Genomic DNA, 20335 nt, shown 5'->3' with positions numbered 1-20335 from the left:
CGGGCCAGATGGTCGTCGAGGTCAGCGTCCACCGGCGATCTCGTGTTCGCGGCGGGTTTCGTTCGAGGCAAAGGCGGCCTCGATGATGGCGATCATCTTGCGCCCATAGGCACCGTCGACCGGCACCGGCGTGTCGTCGGCAATGGCATTGCGCATCGCGCGCCATTCGCGCACCAGCGCGTTATGCATCCAGTTCGGCTCAAAGGAACCGGGCAGCTCGGTCCAGACCGTCTCGCGGCCAAGCATGGTGCCGCGGTCCATGTCGATGCGCAGCGTTCCCCGCTCGCAGACCAGATCCATGGCATAGGTGGTGGCGCCGGTGCGATAGCCGACGCTCTGCACCTGGCCGATGCCGCCGCCGGCGAAGCGCAATCCGAGCAGAGCGCTATCGTCTGCTTCCTGGTCATGGAACTTGGCGCCGAGCATGCCGCTCACCGACACGACATCGTCATCCATCAGCCAGACCAGGCGATCGACCGCGTGGATGCCGGCCGTCAACAGCATGCCGCCGCCGGTCGCCTTGCGCAGATGCCAGTCGCGGCGATTGTGCTCCATCCACAGCTTGATGATCCAGCTCGATCCGGCGAGCGGCCGGCCGAGCTCGCCTTCCTCCAGAATTTGCCTGGCCGCCATGCAGGGCAGGGCGAAATGCATGAGGTGGGCGACCATCAGCTTGACGCCACCCTTGGCCACGGCGGCGTTGATCGCATCGCAGGCAGCCACCGTCGGCGCCATCGGTTTTTCGAGCAGGATATGCTTGCCGGCCTTTGCCGCGCCGATGGCCATTTCGGCATGGAGATGGTGCGGGCTGGCAATGAGGACCGCATCGACCTCCTTGTCGTCCAGCAGCCTTCGCCAGTCCGCGTAGCCGCGGCCGCCATGTTCAGCGGTGAATTGCTGCAGTGCGTCGACATTTCCTCGAGAGGCGGCGACGAGACGAATGCCGCCAACCTCACGGATTGCCCGCGCATGGCCTGCGCCGAAATCGCCGGCGCCGATAATTCCTATTCCAATCATGGTCCTGCCTTTTGATAAGCGGCGTCGATCAGCGACATCGCCGCAACATAATCTTCGATGGACACCGGCGGAGGCGCCTTTCTGGCCAGCCGGTCAAGCGTATCGCGCATGAACAGACGATAGCGCGTTGCCGGCAGTTCGACCGGCAGATCGACGATTGCCGCGTCGTCGAGCGTTGCGCAGATAACATGGTCGCCACGATCGATGAGGGTGGCATTGGCACTGACGATGCGCCACTCGAAGTCACCGCCGGGGCGCATCGAAGCAAAGGTGTAACCGGCCTCGACGATGAACAGCGCGCCGGCCTCGTCTTCCAGCACCAGAAGTGCGTGATCCTCGACCGGGCCGGGATGGATGCGGTTCGCGATCGAAACGGTCTTCAGGCCGAGCTTGCCGGTTGCGAGGCTGAGTGCCGCGTCGACGCCGTGTATGCCGAGATTCCTCAATGCACCCCCGCCACCAACCGCCGGGTCGAGCACCCAGGCGACACCGTCGGCGATGTAGCGTTGCGGCGGGCCGTTGACCAGCCGGAACTGGCAATGCGCCACGGGGCCGGCGCGACCTTGCCGGCGCAGCCGTTCAAGGCCGGCAACGGCCGGCCCGAAACGGTTGGGCAGGGGAACAGCGACGAAAGCCTGGTACTGCCTGGCAAGGTCGCGCAGCGCCATCAGTTCCCTCGTATCGCTGGCCGCCGGCTTCTCCAGGATCAGCGGTATCCTTGCCGCGATGATCGCACGTGCCCGCGCCGGCACCATCGAAGGGTGCCCCATCAACAGGATCGCATCCGGCGGGCTGGAGAGTATCTCCTTGAAATCTTCGATAAACGGCAGGTCGTGGTGCGCGGCGAACGCTTGCGCTTGGCCAGGATCCTCGTCCCAGATACCGGCGATCTCCGTGCCGTAAAAGCGTGCGGCGTCGAGGTGTATTTCGGCGTGCCAGTGGCTCGAGCCGGCGAGGGTAATCTTCATTCGGAGGCAGCAGGTTTGTTATGGGCTTGCAGGATATCCTACAAGTGGCTATACGACAAGCGGCGGGCAAGCTTCAGCGGATGATGAAGGCAGTGGGATGGCGGAACTGAAGTCGATCGAACCGTTGAGCAGACCGCCGCTGCTTCACGTCACCGTACAGGAAAGCCTCAGGGCCTATATCGAAAGCAACCAGCTCAAGGCAGGCGATCCCCTGCCGCCGGAGACGTTCCTGGCGCAGCGGCTCGGCGTCGGCCGCAACTCCGTGCGGGAAGCCATCAAGGCGCTGGAATCGATCGGCATCCTGGAGACGCGACGCGGCATCGGCGTGTTCGTCAAGGAGTTCTCGTTCAAGCCGCTGCTGGATAACCTGGCCTACGGTTTGCAGGATTCGCTGCGCGATGTCGAAGAGCTGCGCGAAATCCGTCGCGTGCTGGAAACCGGCCTCATCGCCAAGACGATCGAGATGATCAGTGCCGAGGACATCGAGGCGCTGCGCCAGTTGACCGAGCGCATGCGGCAACGTGCCGAGCGCCATGAGAGCTTCGCCGAAGAGGACCAGCAATTCCATCAGCTGCTGTTCCGCTGCCAGAACAATCACATGCTGAGCGCGCTGATCGACATCTTCTGGACGGCGTTCAACAAGGCCTCGAATTTCACCAATCTCGATAATCCGACGCCGCTGGCGACATGGCGCGACCATCACGAGATCGTCGAGGCTGTCGCCGCCAAGGACGTCGACCAGGCGCGTCGGCGGCTCGACGACCATTACCGAGGAATCCAGCAGGTTATCGCCAAGAACCGAACACCCTGAACATGCCAAGGGAGGAAACCATGCGCATCAGGACCACCGCATTCTCTATCGCAGGGCTGCTGCTCGCCAGCATTGCCCCAGTGACCAGCGTCCAGGCACAAAACGCCAAAACCATCGCCGGCGGCTTCGACGTCGGTCCCGGCGGCTTTCCCAAGAACTTCAACCCGCTGGTCGCGACCGGCGGCTACACCTGGCTCAGCACCTATTTTGAACCGCTGGTCATCTACAATGCCGGGCTGACCGAGATCGAAGGCGACCTCGCGAAGGACTACAAGATCAGCGACGACCAGCTGAGCTATACGTTCAACCTGGTCAACGAGACTTGGCACGACGGCAAGCCGTTCACCTCGAAGGACGTCAAGTTCACGCTCGAGCTTGCCACGAACAAGGCCTCCGGCAGCCTGTTTGCAGCCCGTCTCGCCGATATCGCCTCGGTCGATGCGCCGGATGACCACACCGCAGTGGTGAAGCTATCGAAACCGAACGGATCGTTTCTATCGATCCTCTCGCAGCTGATGATCCTGCCGGAGCATGCCCTGGCCACCCTGTCCCCGGAAGCGCTGGCGACCAGCACCTGGTGGTCGACCACTCCGGTCGGCACCGGCCCGTTCAAGTTCAAACGCTACGTGAGCGACCAATATGTCGAGCTGGCAGCCGATGACGATTATCGCGGCGGCAAGCCGAAGGTAGACGTGCTCATCAACCGCTATTTCGAGTCACCGGCGGCGGCCGTCGCCGCGCTCCGTGCCGGTGAAATCCAGTTCACCTATGTCGAGCCCGACGATGCGGCCTCGTTCAAAAGCGACAGCAATTTCAAGGTGATCGAAGGTGCCTCCTACGTGGTCAACTATATCGGCCTGAATCAGAAGGTCGACCTGTTCAGGGATATCCGTGTCCGCCAGGCGATCATGTACGCGATCGACCGCAACGCCATTATAGACAGCCTCTATGGCGGTGCCGCCAAGCCGGCCAATTGCGGCTATGTCGCGCCGCATCTCGTTCCCCAGGGTCTCGAACCATATGCCTACGATCCGGCCAAGGCCAAGGCGCTGCTGACCGAGGCGGGCTGGGACAAGATCAACGGCGACAAACCGATCACCCTGCTGACCTATTACGGCTCGCCGCAAGCGGCCAACGTGATGGCCGCCATCCAGTCGATGCTGGCCGAAGTCGGCATTAACGTGGTGCCGCGCGTCGTCGATACGCCGACCTATAACGGCATCGTCTACAAACAAGGCACGCCGGACTGGAATGCCTTTCCGATGGTCTATGCCGGCCTGCAGAACGGCCCCAATCCGGCCAGCCTCAACCCCGGCCTCAACAAGTCGCAGATCCCGCCGGCAGGCTTCAACACCATGCGCATCGATTTCGACGATCTGAGCGCTGCATTGGACGCCGCCCTCGGCCAGACCGATCCGGCCAAGATCGACCAATCCTGGCAGGAGGTCTGCAAGGTGATGAACAAGGACCTGCCCTGGGCAACGCTGTGGGTGGCCAACCGCTATGGCGTGGCCTCCAACAAGCTGCGTGACTTCGTCTGGACGCCGGCGCCGGGCGGCGGCCCCTACGCAGCTCACCCGGAGCGCTGGGATATTCAGTAAGAACCCCGCAACGAAGCGAGCAGGCGGACCACTTTGGCGCCGCCTGCCACCGCCACGGATAGCCCATGTTGAGCTTCATTGCCCGCCGCAGCGCTACAGGATTGCTGATGCTGGTCGCGCTCAGCGTCCTCATCTTCATCCTGTTGCGGCTGGCGCCGGGCGATCCGATCGACGCCTATATCAACCCGTCGGTGCCGATGTCCGCCTCCGATCTCGAGGGGCTGCGCGAACGGCTTGGGCTCGACCGGCCGCTTCCCGTGCAATATCTGGCCTGGCTGCGCGCGGCGCTGGGCGGCGACTTCGGCTTTTCGATCCAGCGCAGCGGCGTCGCCGTGCTGCCGCTGGTCATGGAGCGCATCGGCCCGACGGCGCTGCTGATGGGCACGGGCCTGGCGATCGCCATCGTGCTCGGCATTTCCGCCGGCATTTTCGCGGTGCGCCGTAACGAACCGTCCGACATCGCGCTGTCGGTGCTGTCGTTTATCGGGATCTCCAGCCCGGCTTTTCTGACGGCGCTGCTTGGCCTCTATTTCTTCTCGGTGCTGCTGCGCTGGGCGCCGTCCGGCGGCATGCAGACCGCGGGTGCGCCGTTCTCGATGACCGACGTGCTTGCGCACCTCATCCTGCCCGCTTGCCTGCTGTCCATCGGCCATGCCGCGCTGATCATGCGCTACATGCGCGCTTCGCTGCTGGAAGTGCTCAACCAGGATTACGTGCGGACGGCGCGTGCCAAGGGCGTGCGCGAGTTCTGGGTTATCATCAAGCATGCAACCCGCAACGCGCTCTTGCCGGTCATCACGCTGATCGGCTCGACCGTCGGCATCGCCATTGGCGGCGCCATCTTCCTGGAAAGCGTGTTCAATTGGCCGGGCATGGGACTGCTTCTGGTCAATGCCGTTGGCACCCGCGATTACCCGGTGATCATGGGCGCCACGCTGGTGATCGGCGTTTGCGTCATCCTGGTCAACCTGTTGACCGACGTCGTCTATGCCGTCGTCGACCCGCGCATTCAGGTGGCGTGATGGCAATCACTGCGCCGGACCCAATGGTCGACCCGACAGCCTTACCGCAGACCAAGGGGCCGCTTCGCCGCGCGTTCGACCGCTTTTTCGAAAACCGCGCGGCGCGTGCCGGGCTTTTGATCGTCATCCCGATCCTGCTGGCGGTTTCGACCTATTCTTTGTGGTGGCCGTTCGGCCCGAACGCCATCGACCTCAGGGCGATGAACAAGGCGCCGTCGGCCATTCATTGGCTGGGTAGCGACGGCGTCGGGCGCGACGTCATGGCCCGGTTGCTGCAAGGTGGGCGAATCTCATTGCTGGTCGCCGTCTGCTCGGTCGCCATATCGACCGTCATAGGCTTCCTGGTCGGCGCCGGCGCCAGCTTTGGCGGGCGCCTCGTCGACGGCACGGTGATGCGCTTGGTCGATCTGGCGATGACGCTGCCGCCGGTGATCTTCCTGCTGGTGCTGGCTTCGATTGCCGGCACCGGCATCGCGCCGACCATACTGGTGATCTCGCTGCTCTCCTGGCCGGTGCTGTCGCGCATGGTGCGCGCCCGGCTGCTCGAACTGCGCGAGCGCGATTTCGTCGTTGCCGCCCGCGGCATGGGCGCGGGGCTGCCGCATCTGCTGTTCCGGCACGGCCTGCCCAATTGCATCGATATCCTGGTCGTCTATGCCACCTTGCAGATCGCCAACGCCATCCTGCTCGAGGCCGGCCTGTCCTTCCTCGGCCTCGGCATCGCGCCGCCCGAAGCCAGCTGGGGCAACATGCTCAATCTCGCCCGCTCCACCGTCGTGCTTGAAAATTATCCGTGGCAATGGATGTTCCCAGGCGCCGCACTGGTGCTCACCGTGCTCGCCATCAACTTCATCGGCGACGGCCTGCGCGACGCATTCGATCCCCGCTCCGATCTCAACTGACCTCGAAGGTTCATCAAAATGCCTCTGTTTACCGGCGTCGTGCCACCTGTCGTCACCCCGCTCAATGCCGATTTCAGCGTCGATTTTCCGTCGTTCACGCGCACCATCGAGAACCTGCTCGACGGCGGCGTCCACGGGCTGTTCGTGCTGGGCTCGACCAGCGAGGTGGTCTTCCACGACGAGGCGGGCCGCAGGGCCGTCCTCGAGCACGCGGTCAAGGTCAATAACGGCCGGCTTCCGATCTTCGCCGGTGTTATCGACCCGACGACCGACCGCGTCATCAACCACGCCCGCATCGCCAGATCGGCCGGTGCCGACGCCATCGTCGTCACCGCGCCGTTTTATACCCGCACCAGCCAGCCCGAGATCGGCGATCACTTCCGCTACATCAAAGATGCGATCGACATTCCGGTCATCGCCTACGACATCCCGGTCTGCGTGCACGTCAAGCTGGAGCGCAAGACCACGGTCGGTCTCGCCAGGGAAGGAGCCATTGCGGGTATCAAGGATTCCAGCGGCGATGACGGCAATCTGCGTTACGTGCTCAAGGACATGGCCGACGATCCCAGTTTTTTCGGCATGACCGGTTCCGAGATCCTGGTCGACAGCGTGCTGGCGATGGGTGCGCATGGCGTCGTGCCGGGCCTCGCCAATGTCGACCCGCATGGTTATGTCAGGCTGTGGAAGCTGACGCAGGCGGGCCAGCTTGCCGAAGCCCGCCTGGAGCAGGAGCGGTTGTTGAAACTGTTCGAGATCGTCTGGATCTCGCTCGGCAGGACCAGCGCCGGCTCGGCCGGCGTCGGCGCCTTCAAGGCGGCGATGAAGAGCCTCGGCATCATCGCCTCGAACACCATGGCGCGGCCGCAGCGCAGCCTGAACGACGAGGAAACCGCAAAGATCGACATGATCCTTCGCGATGTGGGGCTGCTCCGCTGAGCGCCACGCCGATCCTGTCGATTTCCGGCCTGCGCGCGGTGTTCCGCATTGCGGGGCGCGACATCGCGGCGGTAAGGGATGTCAACCTGACGATCGGCTCCGGCGAGACCGTGGCGCTCGTTGGCGAATCCGGATCGGGCAAGTCCGTCACCAGCCTGTCGATCATGGGATTGCTGCCGAAAGGGGTCGGACATATCGCCGAGGGGTCGATCGCGCTGCGGCGCAAGAACGGCACGCTCACCGAACTGACCAGCCTCGATGCCGAGTCGCTGCGCAAGATACGCGGCAACGAGATCGGCATGGTGTTCCAGGAGCCGATGACCAGCCTCAACCCGGTCTACACGATCGGCGAGCAGATCGCCGAACCGATCCGCATTCATCTCGGCAAATCGCACCGCGAGGCAGAAGCAGACGCGGTGCGGCTGCTGGAACAGGTCGGCATTCCCGATCCGAAGCGGCGGGCGCGGCAGTATCCGCACGAACTTTCGGGCGGGATGCGCCAGCGCGCTACCATCGCCATGGCCCTGTCCTGCGATCCGGGCTTGCTGATCGCCGACGAGCCGACCACCGCGCTGGACGTCACCATCCAGGCCCAGATCCTCGATCTTTTGGCCGAGCTGCAGGCGCAGCGCGGCATGGGCATCCTGTTCGTCACCCACAATCTCAGCGTCGTCGCCGAAATCGCCGACCGGGTAGCGGTGATGTATGCCGGGCGTATCGTCGAAACAGGTCCGGTGAGCGAAGTGTTCACCCGTCCGCGTCATCCCTATACCGCCGGGTTGATGCGTTCGGTGCCGCGGCTCGGCCAGGCCACGGCACTGAAGCTGGCGGGCACGCCGCTGCCGACCATTGCCGGGAATGTTCCGTCGCTCACGTTGCTGCCCAAAGGCTGTTCCTTCGCGCCGCGCTGCCCGATGGCTATCGCTGCCTGCCGTGCCGCGGTCCCGCCCTTGTTTGCGGCGACGCCGACCCGGCAAAGCCGCTGCCTGCGTTGGGAGGAGCTCTGATGGCCGACGTTCCCTTCCTTTCGGTCAAAAACCTGACCAAGCATTTTGCGCCGACAGCGTTCTCGCGTGGCCCGCTGGTCAGGGCGCTGGAGGACATTTCCTTCGATGTCAGGCGTGGCGAGGTGGTTGGCCTGGTCGGCGAGTCCGGCTCCGGCAAGACCACGATCGGCCGCTCGGTGCTGCGTCTGATCGAGCCGACATCCGGCCAAATCACCTATGACGGCACCGATATCACCAGGCTGGGTGCCGCCCAGCTGCGCCGCCAGCGTCGCAAGATGCAGTATATTTTCCAGGATCCCTTCGCCAGCCTGTCGCCGCGCATGACGATAGGGCAGATCCTCACCGAAGGCCTTGACATTCAAGCCATTGGCAAGAGGTCCGAGCGGCGGGCGAAGGCCGCGAAGGCACTTGCCGCGGTTGAGTTGCCGTTCGACGCCTATGACCGCTACGCCCATGAATTCTCGGGCGGCCAGCGCCAGCGCATCGGCATCGCCCGGGCGCTGACGCTCGAGCCGGAATTCATCGTCGCCGACGAGCCGGTCTCGGCACTCGACGTCTCGATCCAGGCGCAAATCATCAATTTGTTGCGCGACCTGCAGCTCCGGCTCGGCCTGACCATGCTGTTCATTTCGCACGATCTGGCCGTCGTCGAGTACATCTGCGACACGGTCATCGTGCTCTATCTCGGGCGCATCATGGAGGTTGCGCCGGCGGCCGAGCTTTATGCCCGACCGCAGCATCCCTACACGCGTGCGCTGCTGTCAGCCATTCCATCGCTCGATCCGCTGGCGAGGCAAGGCCGGCAGGTGCTCAAAGGCGATATTCCCAGTCCGGCGAACCCGCCGTCGGGCTGTGTTTTCCGAACCCGTTGCCCGTTCGCGTTGGAGGCTTGCGCCGCGGCCGTGCCGCCACTGAGGGCGACAGCCGACGGCCATCTGAAGGCCTGCATTCGCGACGACATCGCTTAGGAATAATTGCCCAGACAACGGTCAAACAGGTCCCCAATCCCAGGCGTTCATCGACATCCACCGCCCGGTTTCACGAAGCTGTTATTGTCGTTCCCGTCATTGAAACGTCAGCGATGCCGACCCATATGCACGCTGCGCCGGATGTTTCCTCCCATTCGTCCGGCGCGTTCCCCTCTGAAGGTTTTCGACCTTCACATCTGGCCGGGCTTTGCAGCCCGGCCTTTTTTCTACGGGGTTGGTGAGCGAGCCGAGATCATGGCGCAGGCGTGCCCAGCGTATCGATGCGTTTCGCCAGCGCCGCGGGATCGCCAAGCACACGGACCGTCTTCAGCCGAGCGGTGCCGCCGGCGACGATCGAGACGGCCGAAGCGGCCACGCCAAGCGCCTTGGCGACCAGCCTTTCCAGCGCTCGATTGGCGGCCCCGTTTTCCGGCACGGCGCGAACGCGAGCCTTCAGATGGCTTCGCCCATCCGCGGTCGTTTCGGCCCCCTCGAGCCTGTCCATCGCTGATTTCGGCGTCAGCCGGACGAACAGGTCGATACCGTCGGCGCGCGTCCGGAACGGCGCGCGCATGGGACGCCTGCACTCAGACGACCAGCGAAAGCACGGTGGTGAGCAGGAACTGCCGGATGAAGAACAGGATCAGCAGCAGGATGATCGGCGAGATGTCGATGCCGCCGAGATCGGGCATGAAGCGGCGGATCGGCCGCAGCGCCGGTTCGGTCAGCCGATAGAGCATGTTGCTGATGGTATCGACGAACTGGTTGCGGGAGTTGACGACGTTGAAGGCGTAGAGCCAGGAAAATATCGCCGAGGCGATGATGATCCACCAGTAAAGGTCAAGCGCCATGACAATGGTCTGAATGAGGGCGATCATGCCGGTCTCCGATTGTTGCCGACATGTAGCCACTGTAGCTGAAAGCGGCAAGAGCCGCGTTCCGACGCGTGGGCGAGGCGCACGAACGGCCGAACGGCATTTCGGCAGCAAGGGCAGCCTTGACAGGAAACCGCAGCGGCCGATAAAAGCCCAATCCGCTGGACGGGGCTGTAGCTCAGCTGGGAGAGCGCGTCGTTCGCAATGACGAGGTCAGGAGTTCGATCCTCCTCAGCTCCACCAGCGGATTTTTCGAACCCCCCGTGAATGCTGAGGAACCTTTCTTGGATTCCATGGGTCCTCAGATCAAGCAACCGAATGCATCGCGAGCCTCTGCCGGCTTGGCACTGTCGTCGCCGGGTGGATTCACATCGGCGACGTAAAGGCCCTCTACACCAATAGCGTATGCGGCCTATTGCCACTGCGCCTCCTCCTTGCCAGACTTGGCCCGTCTTCAAAACCGAGGGGAATTCACCATGACCGGCACGACAAGACGTGATTTTGTAGGTCTTACAGGAGTGGCAGCGACTGCCCTGGCCGGTGCTGTTGCAACACGAGCTACCGCTGCCGAAAGTGACGTATCGCCATCGTTCGATGAGGTTCTTCAAGAGTACAATCTAAACAACACAGAAAGGACTAGATCAAAGCTGGCGATCTATGTCGTCCTTTCTCATCTGCACGCCAGCCTCGAGAAGGAATTTAGTGACCTTGGGCTAGAGCTGCCTCTAGGAAAAAAGGCGGTGCCATCGAATCTGCCGGCCAATTTCGAAGACGCGCAGGTTGCACCCCTTCCGTGGCTCTTCAAGCCCTCGGAAGTTACCGACCACGAACGAAACGGCTATGCGACGATTGCAATGCGAATGAACGCAGTGATGGCAAGACACACCGCTGACGTGAGTGTCGGGGTTTCGCATATCATGTCGCACAAGGGATAACCGCGACCTTGCCGGCGAGCACGGCACGTCAGGCGAGCACAACGCCGGCCGGCGATTTGTTGTTGCGGGCGAACCGATTACCTGTTTTCGCGAGGCGACTGCGCTGCGAGAGTCCTCACAATGGATAAATCCTTCCGGGACGCGCCGCGCGAGATAGCAAAGCTCTCGGCACCCCGGCCAGTGGGAATTGTCAGCCGTCCGCGCGTAGTGGCGCTGCTTTCGCAGGCCCTCGACAGCGGTGCATGCTGGCTGGCTGCGCCTGGTGGATACGGCAAGACCACCGCGGTGATCGACTTTCTGGAACACGGCGGGCTGGAACAAGGCGGGCCGGAGCAAAGCGAATCGGCATACAACTGGTATCGGGTCGACACCGAGGACCAGGACGTTGCGCGGCTTTTCCATTATCTGACGCTGTCGCTCGACGGCAGGCATGCCGGCATGCCGGTCTTTGGTCCGGAATATGCCGACAATTCCGACGATTTCGCGCGGCTGTTCTTCCGCACCTATTTCTCGCGGCTTGATCCGGGCACGATCCTAGTCCTCGACGATCTGCATCGTGCCGATGCACCAGGCTTTCGCCGGACGCTGGCGATCCTGTTGCGCGAACGCCCCAATACCGTCCGCTGCATCTGCACATCGCGGATGCTGCCCGAGGGCGATGTCGCCGACCTCGTGCTGTCGGGACAGTTGCCGGTCCTCAACCAAACGCTGCTGGAGTTTTCGCCTGCGGAGGCTCGCAACCTCGTCACCGCCCGCTCGCAATCGCCGTCCGAGGTCGGCGACATTTCGGAGGCGCGCGGCTGGGCGGTGGGCCTTCTCCTGCTGGCCAATGCTGGAATGTACTACCCGCTTTCGCAGACCGGCCTTGCCGGAGGCGCCGGCCTTCGGGAGATTGTCGGACGTTATTTCCTGCGCGACATCGCGCCGGAGGACCAGGATCTGCTGATCAGGCTCAACCTTCTGCCGGAGATCAGCACGGACCTTGCCGATGCGTTCCTGGGTTCGCCGCAGGCTGCCCGCCTGCTGGTGCGGCTGCAGCATCGCCAGCTGCTGATCACGCGCGACGGTCCGGGCGGCGCCGCCTTCCAGCTGCATGACTTGTTGCGCGAATACCTTGCCGGCCTACTGGACCGGCGCGTGACGGAAGCGGACCGTTCCAGGCTGCGCGAGCAGGCAGCAAAGGTCCTGCACGAGGCCGGCAAAACCGACGCGGCAATCGTGCTGGCGTTGCAGGCGGGCGCCTGGCCGCTGGCACGCCAGCTCATTCTGGAGTGCGCTAACGGCGTTCTCTCGCAAGGGCGCAGGGCCAGCTTCGTCGAATGGTGCAACAGGCTGCCCCCCGACGAGATGGACGGGTGGGTCCATTATTGGCTGGGCGTCGCCTTCGCGTCGGACGATGCGAAGGCCGAGCCGCACTTCTCCAAGGCATGGCAAGCATTCGAGAACACCGACATGCGCGGCCAATGCCTGACGGTCGCGCGGGCGGTCGTAGTCAAGACCGCCAGCTGGCGTACGCATGAGGGGCTGGCGGATTGGACGCGCCGAGCCTCACAGGTTCTTGCCAAGGGGTTGCCGGAATTGGATCCGGAGGAACTCATGATGGTCAGGCTCGGCATCCTGCGGGCCGTCGATTTCGCCGAACCTGGCGAATTCGACGCCCATGACGCGAAGCGCCTCGTGAATGATATCCAGCAGCGCCTGACACATCTGCCGATCGAGGATTCGGTCGAGTTGCGCCTGCTGGCAAGCGAAGCGCTCATCGACTACGCGACCTCGTCGGGGCAGCGCGACATTTTTGCCAATGCCGTGGACAGCGTTGCCGCCGATCTCGAACATCCGGATATCCCACCGCTTGTGCTCGGCATGTGGCTGGTGTCCTTTGGCTCGGCCAGCGGCCGTTACTTCCCCTATTCGCGGCGCGGTTTTGTCTATGCCTCGGCCGAGGATGCGTTGCGACGCGCAACGGCGATAGGCGAGCAGCACGCCTTACGGGGCGTCGAGTTCAGCGCCCTCTACCAGCTCCAATTGCTGATGAAGCTTCACAACAGGTTCTCGGAGTTCAATGCGCTGGTCTCCCGACTGGGCGAGATCGCGGACAGCAGGTTCACCACCCAGGTCGCGGTCGTCGCCGACTGCCATGCGGCGATGCACACGCGCAACGGCGACTTCGCCAAGGCCTATCTCGACTGCGATGTCTTCATGGATGCGATCGAGCGGGCGAACGAGCCGATGATCGAGCGCTGGCCGCATTACGTCACCAAATACCAGGTCCTGCTGGCCGACCGGCGTCCGGCGGAGGCGATTGCGCTACTTCAGGGGATCGCCGAAAGGCTGAGCGGCGGCCCTCGCCAGCGTGTCGAACTCAGCATTCTAGCCGCACGGGCCCTGGAGCAGAAGTGGAACGGCGGCGCGTCCTATGGCACTCGTCTGGCTGAATTCATGGCGGCATTGCGCGAGGTCAATCCCTCGGCGATCTTGCTCAACCTGCCGGACTTGCTAGCCGAGCTGATCGCCGATGCGCTGGAGCGAAAGATCGATGTCGATCTCTGCCGCCGCGTCGTTCGGGCGCGATATCTGGTCCCGCCCGCTGGTCGCCCCGCCCAGTGGCCTTGGCCGCTCAGGATACACTTGATGGGAGGCTTCCGCCTCGAGATCGATGGCGCCGAGGTCGCGCCCGGTGCCAAACCTACCCGCGCTCTCGACATATTGCGCATTATCTGCCTGTCGAGGGATCAGGTCTGTTCGGTGGAAACCCTGCAGGATTGGCTCTGGCCCGACCTCGACGGCGACCAGGCCAAAGCGGCCTTGGAGCAGGCGCTGCATCGTCTGCGCAAATTGCTCGGGCAAGGCGAACTCGTAACGCTGAGAGAAGGCCGTTTGCGGCTCGCTGCCGACAAGGTCTGGATCGATCTGCAGGATTGGGAAGACCGGCTGAAACCCGTTCTGTCGGGCCAAAGAGACAGCGCAATCGAGGAGCAGGAGATGCTGCTGGAAGGCTTTGTCGGCCCGCTTTTCTCGAATGGCCCGACGCCCGCCTGGTCGAACGCCGCGGCCGACCGGGTGCGGGACGGGTTGGTGGAGCTTGCCGTGCGGATCGCCAAACACTGGCAGAGCCGAGGCAACGCAGATCGGGCACGCCAAGCGTGCCGGCGTGCGCTCGATTTCTACCCGGAATCGGCCAAACTCCATGGCACGCTCATCCAGGAGAGCCTCTCCAGAAACGACCACGCCGGCGCCATCGAGGATTACCGGCGCTATGAACGCGCGCTCGCTTCGACCGGCGATGACGAGCCCTCGCCTTTGCTGCGTTCGCTCGTGCGCCCGTTTCTCTAGACCGGTTCATCGTTTCACGGAAACGCCGAACCGCTCTATCTCTTTATTTTTTCGCAGTTCCGGACGGAAAACCGTTCCACACTTTTCCTGGAATTGCTCTGGCGCAGCTCAGAACTCTGTAAGCCGTCCGTAAGTCGCGGTCTGGGAACCTCGGCCCGTCGATCAAAACCGATCGCCGGAGGCCTGAAGCCCCCGATACCAACACTCACAGGAAGGAAAAGGTCATGCCGTATACTGCCAGAGCAACTTCGAGAGTGCGTGCCGGCACCATCCGCGCTGGAGCCACAAGACTTTCCGACCAGCTCAGGATCGGGCCTTGGTCGCTCCTCTCGCCCGAAGCTGTCATACAGCAAAAGTACAACTCCCTTGGAGGCGCCGGCTTCGCCGAGATCGACAGGAAGGAGACTGGAAAAGCCTGGTATCTCAAGAACGGCTCATGCATTTGTTACAACGATGCCATGCACGACGCCTTTGAGATCCACGGCGACATCTACAGGAAATGGATTGCGCTTGGCGGTCTCGCGTGGGGCATTCCCTGCACCGACGAAACCGGAACTCCCGACGGCGTCGGGCGATACAATCACTTCAACAACAATATCGCTTCGATCTACTGGACACCGAATACCGGTGCTCAAGCGATTTGGGGGGCAATTCGCAGCAAATGGGCAGCAATGGGCTGGGAGCGCTCGGTTCTCGGCTATCCGGTCACCGACGAAACCGGAACTCCCGACGGCGTCGGGCGCTACAACCATTTTGCCAATGCCGGCTCGATCTACTGGACACCGAACACCGGAGCCAACGTGGTGTACGGTGACATCCGCAAGAAGTGGGAAAGCCTGGGCTGGGAACAGTCATATCTGGGGTACCCAACCACCGACGAGACCGAATTTGCCGACGGTGGCCGTGCCAATCTGTTTGAAAACGGCGGCATATACTGGTGGCCCGACACCGGCGCGATCGACCTTCGAGATGTCGTCGTCCACTATACCGGCCTCCATTGCTTCGGCGAGACCGACTGGGATCAGGGGTCGAGTGCGGACGAGCCCTATGTCATCGTCAGCGTGACAACGCCGCAGATCGCCGACACCAAGCGCAGCCAGGTCTATGGCGACGTCGATGCGGGAGATACGAGACCCGACCTGATGGAGGTCTATCGAGGCAAGCCCTACGGCATCAATATCGGTACGGTGCTGATGGAAAACGATTTCGGCGATCCAAACAAGTACAAGGACGAAGTGCAGAAGGTCGTGATGGGCGTCCATACGGCGGGTACGCTGGCTTTGGGCCTCATTCCGGTGGCAGGACCTATCATTGCCGCAATAGCCGGCCCGGCCCTGGGATCCTTGATGCCATCGATCGGCGGCGCCATCAGCGATCTCTTCGATTGGGGCGATGACAGGATCGGGAGCGCGACAGTGACCATCTCCGCAAAGCAGATGGTGTTGCTCGCGGCACGTACGAACAATACCACCTTCAGCGGGATTGGGTTCAAAGTGGAAACGCCCCTGATTTCCGGCGAAGGGGCGTCCTACAAAGCCTATTTCGGCTTTGTGCCTGCCTAGTCTAGGCCAATCGCCCCGGCAAAAAAGCTTGCCGGGACAATCAACTTACCAGCCCCGCCTTCCGTTGGCGGGGCTGACGTTCGCGACTGAGAGATTTATTTCCGTAGCGGTCGTCACAAGGCGGTCCGGATTCGCCAGCGGCCGATCAGCATAGCGGGCAGTCACCTCAACGACACTGCCGCAGCCAGCGAGGCCGAGCCGGGACCGACAGAACCGGATCAGGCGGCGCGCAACCCGACGCCATGACGGCCGACATCAATCAGGATAGAAGAGAACCGTGACAAGAGCGGGCACGCATCACACCAGTCCGCGCTTGGCCATCATTGCTTCCGGTGAAGGCATCTTGCCGCGGAAGGCGGTGTAGAGTTCTTCGGGATCCTTCGAGCCGCCGGCGGCGTAGATGTTCTTGCGCAGCCGCTCGGCCAGCGCCGGATTGAACGGATCGCCCGTCTCCTCGAAGGCGGCGAAGGCGTCGGCATCGAGCACTTCCGACCACATGTAGGAATAATAGCCGGCCGAATAGCCGTCGCCGGCAAAGATGTGGCCGAAATGCGGGGTGCGGTGACGCATGGCGATGGTATCGGGCATGTTAAGCCCTTCCAGCGTTTCGGCTTCGAAACGAAGCGGCTGGTCCGGTGCATCCGGCCGGGCGTGGTAAGCCATGTCGACCAACGCCGAGGCAGTGAACTCGACCGTGGCGAAGCCCGCGCCGAAGGTGCGCGCCGCCAGCATCTTGTCGACCAGCGCCTTTGGCATCGGCTTGCCGGTCTTGACATGCAGCGCATGTTTTTCCAGCACCGCCGGTACCGTCAGCCAGTGTTCGTAAAGCTGCGAAGGCAGTTCGACGAAATCGCGGCTGACCGAGGTGCCAGCGACCGACGGCCAAGTGACGTCGGTCAGCATGCCGTGCAGAGCATGACCGAATTCGTGGAACAGCGTCTTGGCTTCGTCGACCGACAGCAAGGCGGCCTCGCCGGCCGGCGGCTTGGCAAAATTCATGATGTTGTAGATGACCGGCTTGGAGCCATCGCCAAGCCTGTAACCGGATTTCAGCGCGCTCATCCAGGCGCCGGAGCGCTTCGAGAGTCGCGCGAAATAGTCGGCGAGGAACAGGCCGCGCTCGCTGCCGTCGACATTCTTCACCACGAAAACACGTGCGTCGGGATGCCAGGTGGCAATGCCCTTCTTTTCTTCGAAAGAAATGCCGAACAATCGTGTTGCCACATCGAAACAGGCGTCGATGATGCGGTCTAGCTGCAGGTACGGCTTCAGCTCGGCCTCGTCGAAGGCGAATTTCTCTGCGCGCAGCTTCTCCTGATAGAAGCGCCAGTCCCAGGCAGCGAATTTTTCGTTGCTGCCGGCCTCGGCCGCCAGCCGCTGCAATTCGGCTTGGTCGCTTGCGGCCTTTTCCACCGCCTTTTCCCAGACCGGATCGAGCAGCGCGTGCACCGCCTCCGGCGTCTTGGCCATGGTATCGTCGAGCTTCAATGCGGCGTAGGAAGCATAGCCGAGCAGCTTCGCCTTCTCGGCGCGCAGGCGCAGCATGTCGCGCACCACTTCCGTGTTGTCGGTAGCGCCGCCATTCTGACCACGCATGATGAAGGCGCGGAACGCTGTCTCGCGCAGATCGCGGCGTTCTGAGAAGGTCGAGAACGGCTCGTAGATCGAACGCGACAGAGTGACGGCGTAGCGGCCCTTCTGGCCGCGCATCTCGGCGGCTTCCGCCATCGAGCTTTTCAGGAATTCCGGCAGGCCGGCAAGGTCGGCCTCGTCGAGGAACAACGCCCAGTCGCGCTCGTCGGCAAGCACGTTCTGGCCGAAATTGGTGCCGAGCGACGACAATTCCTCGTTGATCGAGGCCAGCCGCTTCTTGCCTTCGGCGTCGAGCCTGGCGCCGGAGCGAACGAAGTTTTTCCAGGTCTTTTCCAAGACCCGCATCGTTTCGGCATCGAGCTTCAAAGCATCGCGGCGCTGATAGAGATGGTCGATGCGGGCGAACAGGCGTTCGTTCATCGAGATTGCCGAGAAATGCCGCGACATCTTTGGCGAGATGTCGCGCTCCAGTGCCTGGATCGTCTCATTGGTGTGGGCGCCGGCTCGGCACCAGAAGATCGACGAGACATGGTCGAGCGCCTCGCCGGCAAGCTCGAGCGCGGCAAGCGTGTTTTCGATGGTCGGCGTCCCGGCGTTGCCGGCAATCGCCTCGATCTCGGCCTCATGCGCCTTCAGGGCCGCGTCGAAGACCGGAGAAAAATCGCCATCGCCGATGCGCGTGAAATCGGGCAGGCCGAGCGGCCCTTGCCATGCGGTCAGCGGATGGGCAGCGAGGTCGACGGTGGACGGCATGGGCAAACTTTCGCTGAGTGGCGGGAGAAAATGAATCGTCACCGATGTAAGGCGCCGGCCGGTTGCGCGCAACAGCGGGTCCCGTTCATGGTTCCGTCAGTAACCGTCGCAATTTTCGGCGATCGCGGCTTGCGAACTGGCGCTGATCTGGTCGTTGGCGACCGCGAAAGTCTCCTGCATCAGCATGTCGTTGCTGGGAAAATCATAGCAGGCGATCACAGTGGTGACGCCGCCCTCCGTCTTCTCGATCCGGTGGCGGATTTCGGCCCCGGCGACGGCGCCCTGCCACTCGGCGATCGAGGCGATGAATTCCTGCTTGCTTTGCACGACGCCGAGGTCGTCGAGCTTGATGCGGACGTTGTCGGCGAGCAGGTCCGACAATTCGGTGCGGTCGGCGACCAGCAGTGCCGAATACCAGCGGTCTATGATCGCGCTATCGTCGGCGCTGGCAACATTTGCTGAGCACAGTAGTGCCGCCGCCGCGAACGCGAACCGAGCTCGCATCATGCCCCTCGTCTCCTACTCCGTCTCCGGCCGCTCGAAATCGCCTGTGTCCTTGTTCATCACCCAAAGCTCGCCGGTCGAAATATCGAACCAGGCACCGTGCAGCGACAGCCGCCCCTTGCCTTCGAGGATCGAAACACAAGGGAAGGTGCGCAGATTGGCTATGGAATAGCGGATCGAGATGCGCTCCAGCGCCGTCTGGCGCTCGGTCGCGGTCATGAAGGTGCTGGACGATACGGTCTCGGCCGCAGGCGCGATCAGGCTCATCCACTTGCCGATGAAATCGCCCGGCGACAAGGGTGCGGCCGCGGTGTCGAGTGCCGCGCGGATGCCGCCGCAGCGGCCGTGGCCCATCACCACGATGTTCTTGACCTTGAGGCTCTGCACGGCAAATTCGAGCGCTGCCGATGTCGAGTGGAACTGATCGTCGGGCGCATAGGGCGGCACCAGATTGCCGACATTGCGCAGCACGAACAGCTCGCCGGGCCCGGCGTCGAAGATCGCTTCGGGCGCGGCCCGCGAATCGCAGCAGGCGACGATCATCGTTTCGGGTGCCTGGCCCTCCCGCGCCAGCGAGCGATAACGGCCGCTTTCGGTGAGATAGCGGCCGCTCATGAAACTGCGGTAGCCGGTGAGAAGATGCTCGGGAAGATGGGGCATGGGCAGCGGTGGGAGCCTTTCCGGGTTGAAGGCAGCTCGGGTCAATCCCGAAAGGCTCTAGCGCATCGGCCCGAAAATCGGAACCGATTTTCGGAAAGCGTGGAGCGTAGGTCCAAAGCGTGGAGCTCACTCTGCCCCAAGTGGACGGCACCTCGCTCCAGCCACATCCCGACAGTCGAGGCAACTGAACCCGGCCGGCGTATTCCTAGACTATTCCGCGATCTCCAGCAGGGTCGATATCAGCAGCCGGCGCTCGTCGGCGGAAAGAATATCCGAACCGAACAGATTCATGCTGCGAAGTCCCTCGATGGCGAGATAGCAGACCAGCAGCGCCTTGAGGTTCGGCGTCTCCGCCTTCAGCCGTTCGAACACCTGCCGCCTGAACGATTTTATCGGCGTCAGGAAGTCGGGATCCTCGGCGATTGCCGAAAATATCCAGGATGCCGATGGCTTCGACTCCTCGGCATGCTCGGCCGAAAGCCTGATATAGGCGGCGAGCGGGCTCTCGCCGCTGCCGCTGTTCTTGCGGGCGGCCTCCAGCGCCTGTTGGAATGCGCTGAGATAATCCTCCACCAGCGCCTGCATCAATTTCGCCTTGGTCGGGAAATTGTAGAGAAGACCACCCTTCGACACGCCGGCACGGCTGGCAACAGCGTCCAGCGACAGGCTGCCAGGACCCGTCTCGCGCGCCACCGCGGCGGCGGCAGCGAGAATTTTTTCGCGCGAATTTGCTCTGCGGACCTTCATCAATCGTTCCCCATTCATTAGCTTAGGCGGAATTGACAAGACCGTCCAGACGGTACAGTAAGATCGCCGTCATTTGAAATTGGGACCAGTCACAGGTATGTGTTCCGGTCGTCCGACCGTTATGCTGGGCCATGGCCGAGG

18 protein-coding genes and 1 tRNA gene are annotated in these 20335 nt (G+C 62.8%); 11 read left to right on the top strand and 8 right to left on the bottom strand.

What is annotated here, in order from left to right:
- Positions 1-21 precede the first annotated feature (21 nt).
- Together NKJ84_RS27900 and NKJ84_RS27895 are read right to left on the bottom strand one after the other, a co-directional pair.
- Positions 22-1017 (bottom strand): Gfo/Idh/MocA family protein, encoded by a 996-nt coding sequence (locus tag NKJ84_RS27900; protein ID WP_352509092.1) that lies wholly within the window; start codon positions 1015-1017, stop codon positions 22-24.
- Positions 1014-1985 (bottom strand): Gfo/Idh/MocA family protein, encoded by a 972-nt coding sequence (locus NKJ84_RS27895; RefSeq protein ID WP_352509091.1) that lies wholly within the window; start codon positions 1983-1985, stop codon positions 1014-1016. The genes NKJ84_RS27900 and NKJ84_RS27895 overlap by 4 nt, the downstream gene beginning before the upstream one ends.
- A gap of 97 nt (positions 1986-2082) precedes the next feature.
- On the opposite strand from NKJ84_RS27895, the gene NKJ84_RS27890 reads away from it, so the two are divergent.
- From NKJ84_RS27890 to NKJ84_RS27860, 7 genes are all read left to right on the top strand, one after another.
- Positions 2083-2796, top strand: a complete 714-nt coding sequence (locus tag NKJ84_RS27890; protein WP_352509090.1) for a FadR/GntR family transcriptional regulator — start codon at positions 2083-2085, stop codon at positions 2794-2796.
- 20 nt (positions 2797-2816) lie between these two features.
- Entirely contained in the window at positions 2817-4397 is a 1581-nt protein-coding gene (locus tag NKJ84_RS27885; RefSeq protein ID WP_352509089.1) for an ABC transporter substrate-binding protein, read from the top strand.
- A 65-nt stretch (positions 4398-4462) separates the two neighbouring features.
- Positions 4463-5419 (top strand): ABC transporter permease, encoded by a 957-nt coding sequence (locus NKJ84_RS27880; protein WP_352509088.1) that lies wholly within the window; start codon positions 4463-4465, stop codon positions 5417-5419.
- Between the two features lie 23 nt (positions 5420-5442).
- Positions 5443-6321, top strand: coding sequence for an ABC transporter permease (locus NKJ84_RS27875; RefSeq protein ID WP_352509098.1), 879 nt, complete (start codon positions 5443-5445; stop codon positions 6319-6321).
- An 18-nt stretch (positions 6322-6339) separates the two neighbouring features.
- A complete protein-coding gene (locus NKJ84_RS27870; RefSeq protein ID WP_352509087.1) occupies positions 6340-7257 on the top strand; it encodes a dihydrodipicolinate synthase family protein in 918 nt (305 codons plus the stop codon).
- Positions 7254-8264, top strand: coding sequence for an ABC transporter ATP-binding protein (locus NKJ84_RS27865; RefSeq protein ID WP_352509097.1), 1011 nt, complete (start codon positions 7254-7256; stop codon positions 8262-8264). The genes NKJ84_RS27870 and NKJ84_RS27865 overlap by 4 nt, the downstream gene beginning before the upstream one ends.
- A complete protein-coding gene (locus NKJ84_RS27860; protein WP_352509086.1) occupies positions 8264-9232 on the top strand; it encodes an ABC transporter ATP-binding protein in 969 nt (322 codons plus the stop codon). The genes NKJ84_RS27865 and NKJ84_RS27860 overlap by 1 nt, the downstream gene beginning before the upstream one ends.
- 253 nt (positions 9233-9485) lie before the next feature.
- Here the strand turns inward: NKJ84_RS27860 and NKJ84_RS27855 are convergent, their stop codons facing one another.
- Positions 9486-9806: a DUF167 family protein gene (locus NKJ84_RS27855; RefSeq protein WP_352509085.1), complete on the bottom strand. Its 321-nt coding sequence runs from the start codon at positions 9804-9806 to the stop codon at positions 9486-9488.
- A gap of 13 nt (positions 9807-9819) precedes the next feature.
- Positions 9820-10110 carry a YggT family protein gene (locus NKJ84_RS27850; protein WP_023678162.1) on the bottom strand — a complete coding sequence of 97 codons (291 nt, stop codon included), beginning with the start codon at positions 10108-10110 and terminating at the stop codon, positions 9820-9822.
- Between the two features lie 164 nt (positions 10111-10274).
- Here NKJ84_RS27850 and NKJ84_RS27845 point away from each other — a divergent pair.
- The 4 genes from NKJ84_RS27845 (at position 10275) to NKJ84_RS27830 (ending at position 15937) form a co-directional block, all read left to right on the top strand.
- A tRNA-Ala gene (locus NKJ84_RS27845) sits at positions 10275-10350 on the top strand.
- 233 nt (positions 10351-10583) lie between these two features.
- Complete coding sequence (locus NKJ84_RS27840) at positions 10584-11042, top strand: hypothetical protein (RefSeq protein WP_352480022.1); 459 nt, start codon at positions 10584-10586, stop codon at positions 11040-11042.
- 120 nt (positions 11043-11162) lie between these two features.
- The gene (locus NKJ84_RS27835) at positions 11163-14375 is read left to right on the top strand and encodes an AfsR/SARP family transcriptional regulator (protein WP_352509084.1); all 3213 of its coding nucleotides are present in this window, start codon (positions 11163-11165) and stop codon (positions 14373-14375) included.
- Positions 14376-14599: 224 nt separating this feature from the next.
- Positions 14600-15937 carry an LGFP repeat-containing protein gene (locus NKJ84_RS27830; RefSeq protein WP_352509083.1) on the top strand — a complete coding sequence of 446 codons (1338 nt, stop codon included), beginning with the start codon at positions 14600-14602 and terminating at the stop codon, positions 15935-15937.
- 297 nt (positions 15938-16234) lie between these two features.
- Here NKJ84_RS27830 and NKJ84_RS27825 read toward each other — a convergent pair whose 3' ends face one another.
- From NKJ84_RS27825 to NKJ84_RS27810, 4 genes are all read right to left on the bottom strand, one after another.
- Positions 16235-18289 (bottom strand): M3 family metallopeptidase, encoded by a 2055-nt coding sequence (locus NKJ84_RS27825; protein ID WP_352509096.1) that lies wholly within the window; start codon positions 18287-18289, stop codon positions 16235-16237.
- Positions 18290-18379: 90 nt separating this feature from the next.
- Complete coding sequence (locus NKJ84_RS27820; RefSeq protein WP_352509095.1) at positions 18380-18787, bottom strand: nuclear transport factor 2 family protein; 408 nt, start codon at positions 18785-18787, stop codon at positions 18380-18382.
- 15 nt (positions 18788-18802) lie between these two features.
- On the bottom strand, positions 18803-19447 hold the full coding sequence (locus NKJ84_RS27815) for a carbonic anhydrase (protein WP_352509082.1): 645 nt from the start codon (positions 19445-19447) through the stop codon (positions 18803-18805).
- Positions 19448-19657: 210 nt separating this feature from the next.
- A complete protein-coding gene (locus NKJ84_RS27810) occupies positions 19658-20194 on the bottom strand; it encodes a TetR/AcrR family transcriptional regulator (RefSeq protein WP_352509081.1) in 537 nt (178 codons plus the stop codon).
- Between the last annotated feature and the right edge of the window lie 141 nt (positions 20195-20335).

This window comes from Mesorhizobium sp. M0048, assembly GCF_040323405.1.
In the GTDB taxonomy this organism is placed as follows: domain Bacteria; phylum Pseudomonadota; class Alphaproteobacteria; order Rhizobiales; family Rhizobiaceae; genus Mesorhizobium.
The sequence above is the reverse complement of the archived record's forward strand: the minus strand, read 5'-3'. Positions and strand labels throughout refer to the sequence as shown.

Bases quoted from the DNA above. Each gene is read 5' to 3' on its own strand.
- NKJ84_RS27900 (WP_352509092.1), bottom strand. From the start codon at position 1,017: ATGATTGGAATAGGAATTATCGGCGCCGGCGATTTCGGCGCAGGCCAT.
- NKJ84_RS27895 (WP_352509091.1), bottom strand. From the start codon at position 1,985: ATGAAGATTACCCTCGCCGGCTCGAGCCACTGGCACGCCGAAATACAC.
- NKJ84_RS27890 (WP_352509090.1), top strand. From the start codon at position 2,083: ATGGCGGAACTGAAGTCGATCGAACCGTTGAGCAGACCGCCGCTGCTT.
- NKJ84_RS27885 (WP_352509089.1), top strand. From the start codon at position 2,817: ATGCGCATCAGGACCACCGCATTCTCTATCGCAGGGCTGCTGCTCGCC.
- NKJ84_RS27880 (WP_352509088.1), top strand. From the start codon at position 4,463: ATGTTGAGCTTCATTGCCCGCCGCAGCGCTACAGGATTGCTGATGCTG.
- NKJ84_RS27875 (WP_352509098.1), top strand. From the start codon at position 5,443: ATGGTCGACCCGACAGCCTTACCGCAGACCAAGGGGCCGCTTCGCCGC.
- NKJ84_RS27870 (WP_352509087.1), top strand. From the start codon at position 6,340: ATGCCTCTGTTTACCGGCGTCGTGCCACCTGTCGTCACCCCGCTCAAT.
- NKJ84_RS27860 (WP_352509086.1), top strand. From the start codon at position 8,264: ATGGCCGACGTTCCCTTCCTTTCGGTCAAAAACCTGACCAAGCATTTT.
- NKJ84_RS27855 (WP_352509085.1), bottom strand. From the start codon at position 9,806: ATGCGCGCGCCGTTCCGGACGCGCGCCGACGGTATCGACCTGTTCGTC.
- NKJ84_RS27850 (WP_023678162.1), bottom strand. From the start codon at position 10,110: ATGATCGCCCTCATTCAGACCATTGTCATGGCGCTTGACCTTTACTGG.
- NKJ84_RS27840 (WP_352480022.1), top strand. From the start codon at position 10,584: ATGACCGGCACGACAAGACGTGATTTTGTAGGTCTTACAGGAGTGGCA.
- NKJ84_RS27835 (WP_352509084.1), top strand. From the start codon at position 11,163: ATGGATAAATCCTTCCGGGACGCGCCGCGCGAGATAGCAAAGCTCTCG.
- NKJ84_RS27830 (WP_352509083.1), top strand. From the start codon at position 14,600: ATGCCGTATACTGCCAGAGCAACTTCGAGAGTGCGTGCCGGCACCATC.
- NKJ84_RS27820 (WP_352509095.1), bottom strand. From the start codon at position 18,787: ATGCGAGCTCGGTTCGCGTTCGCGGCGGCGGCACTACTGTGCTCAGCA.
- NKJ84_RS27815 (WP_352509082.1), bottom strand. From the start codon at position 19,447: ATGCCCCATCTTCCCGAGCATCTTCTCACCGGCTACCGCAGTTTCATG.
- NKJ84_RS27810 (WP_352509081.1), bottom strand. From the start codon at position 20,194: ATGAAGGTCCGCAGAGCAAATTCGCGCGAAAAAATTCTCGCTGCCGCC.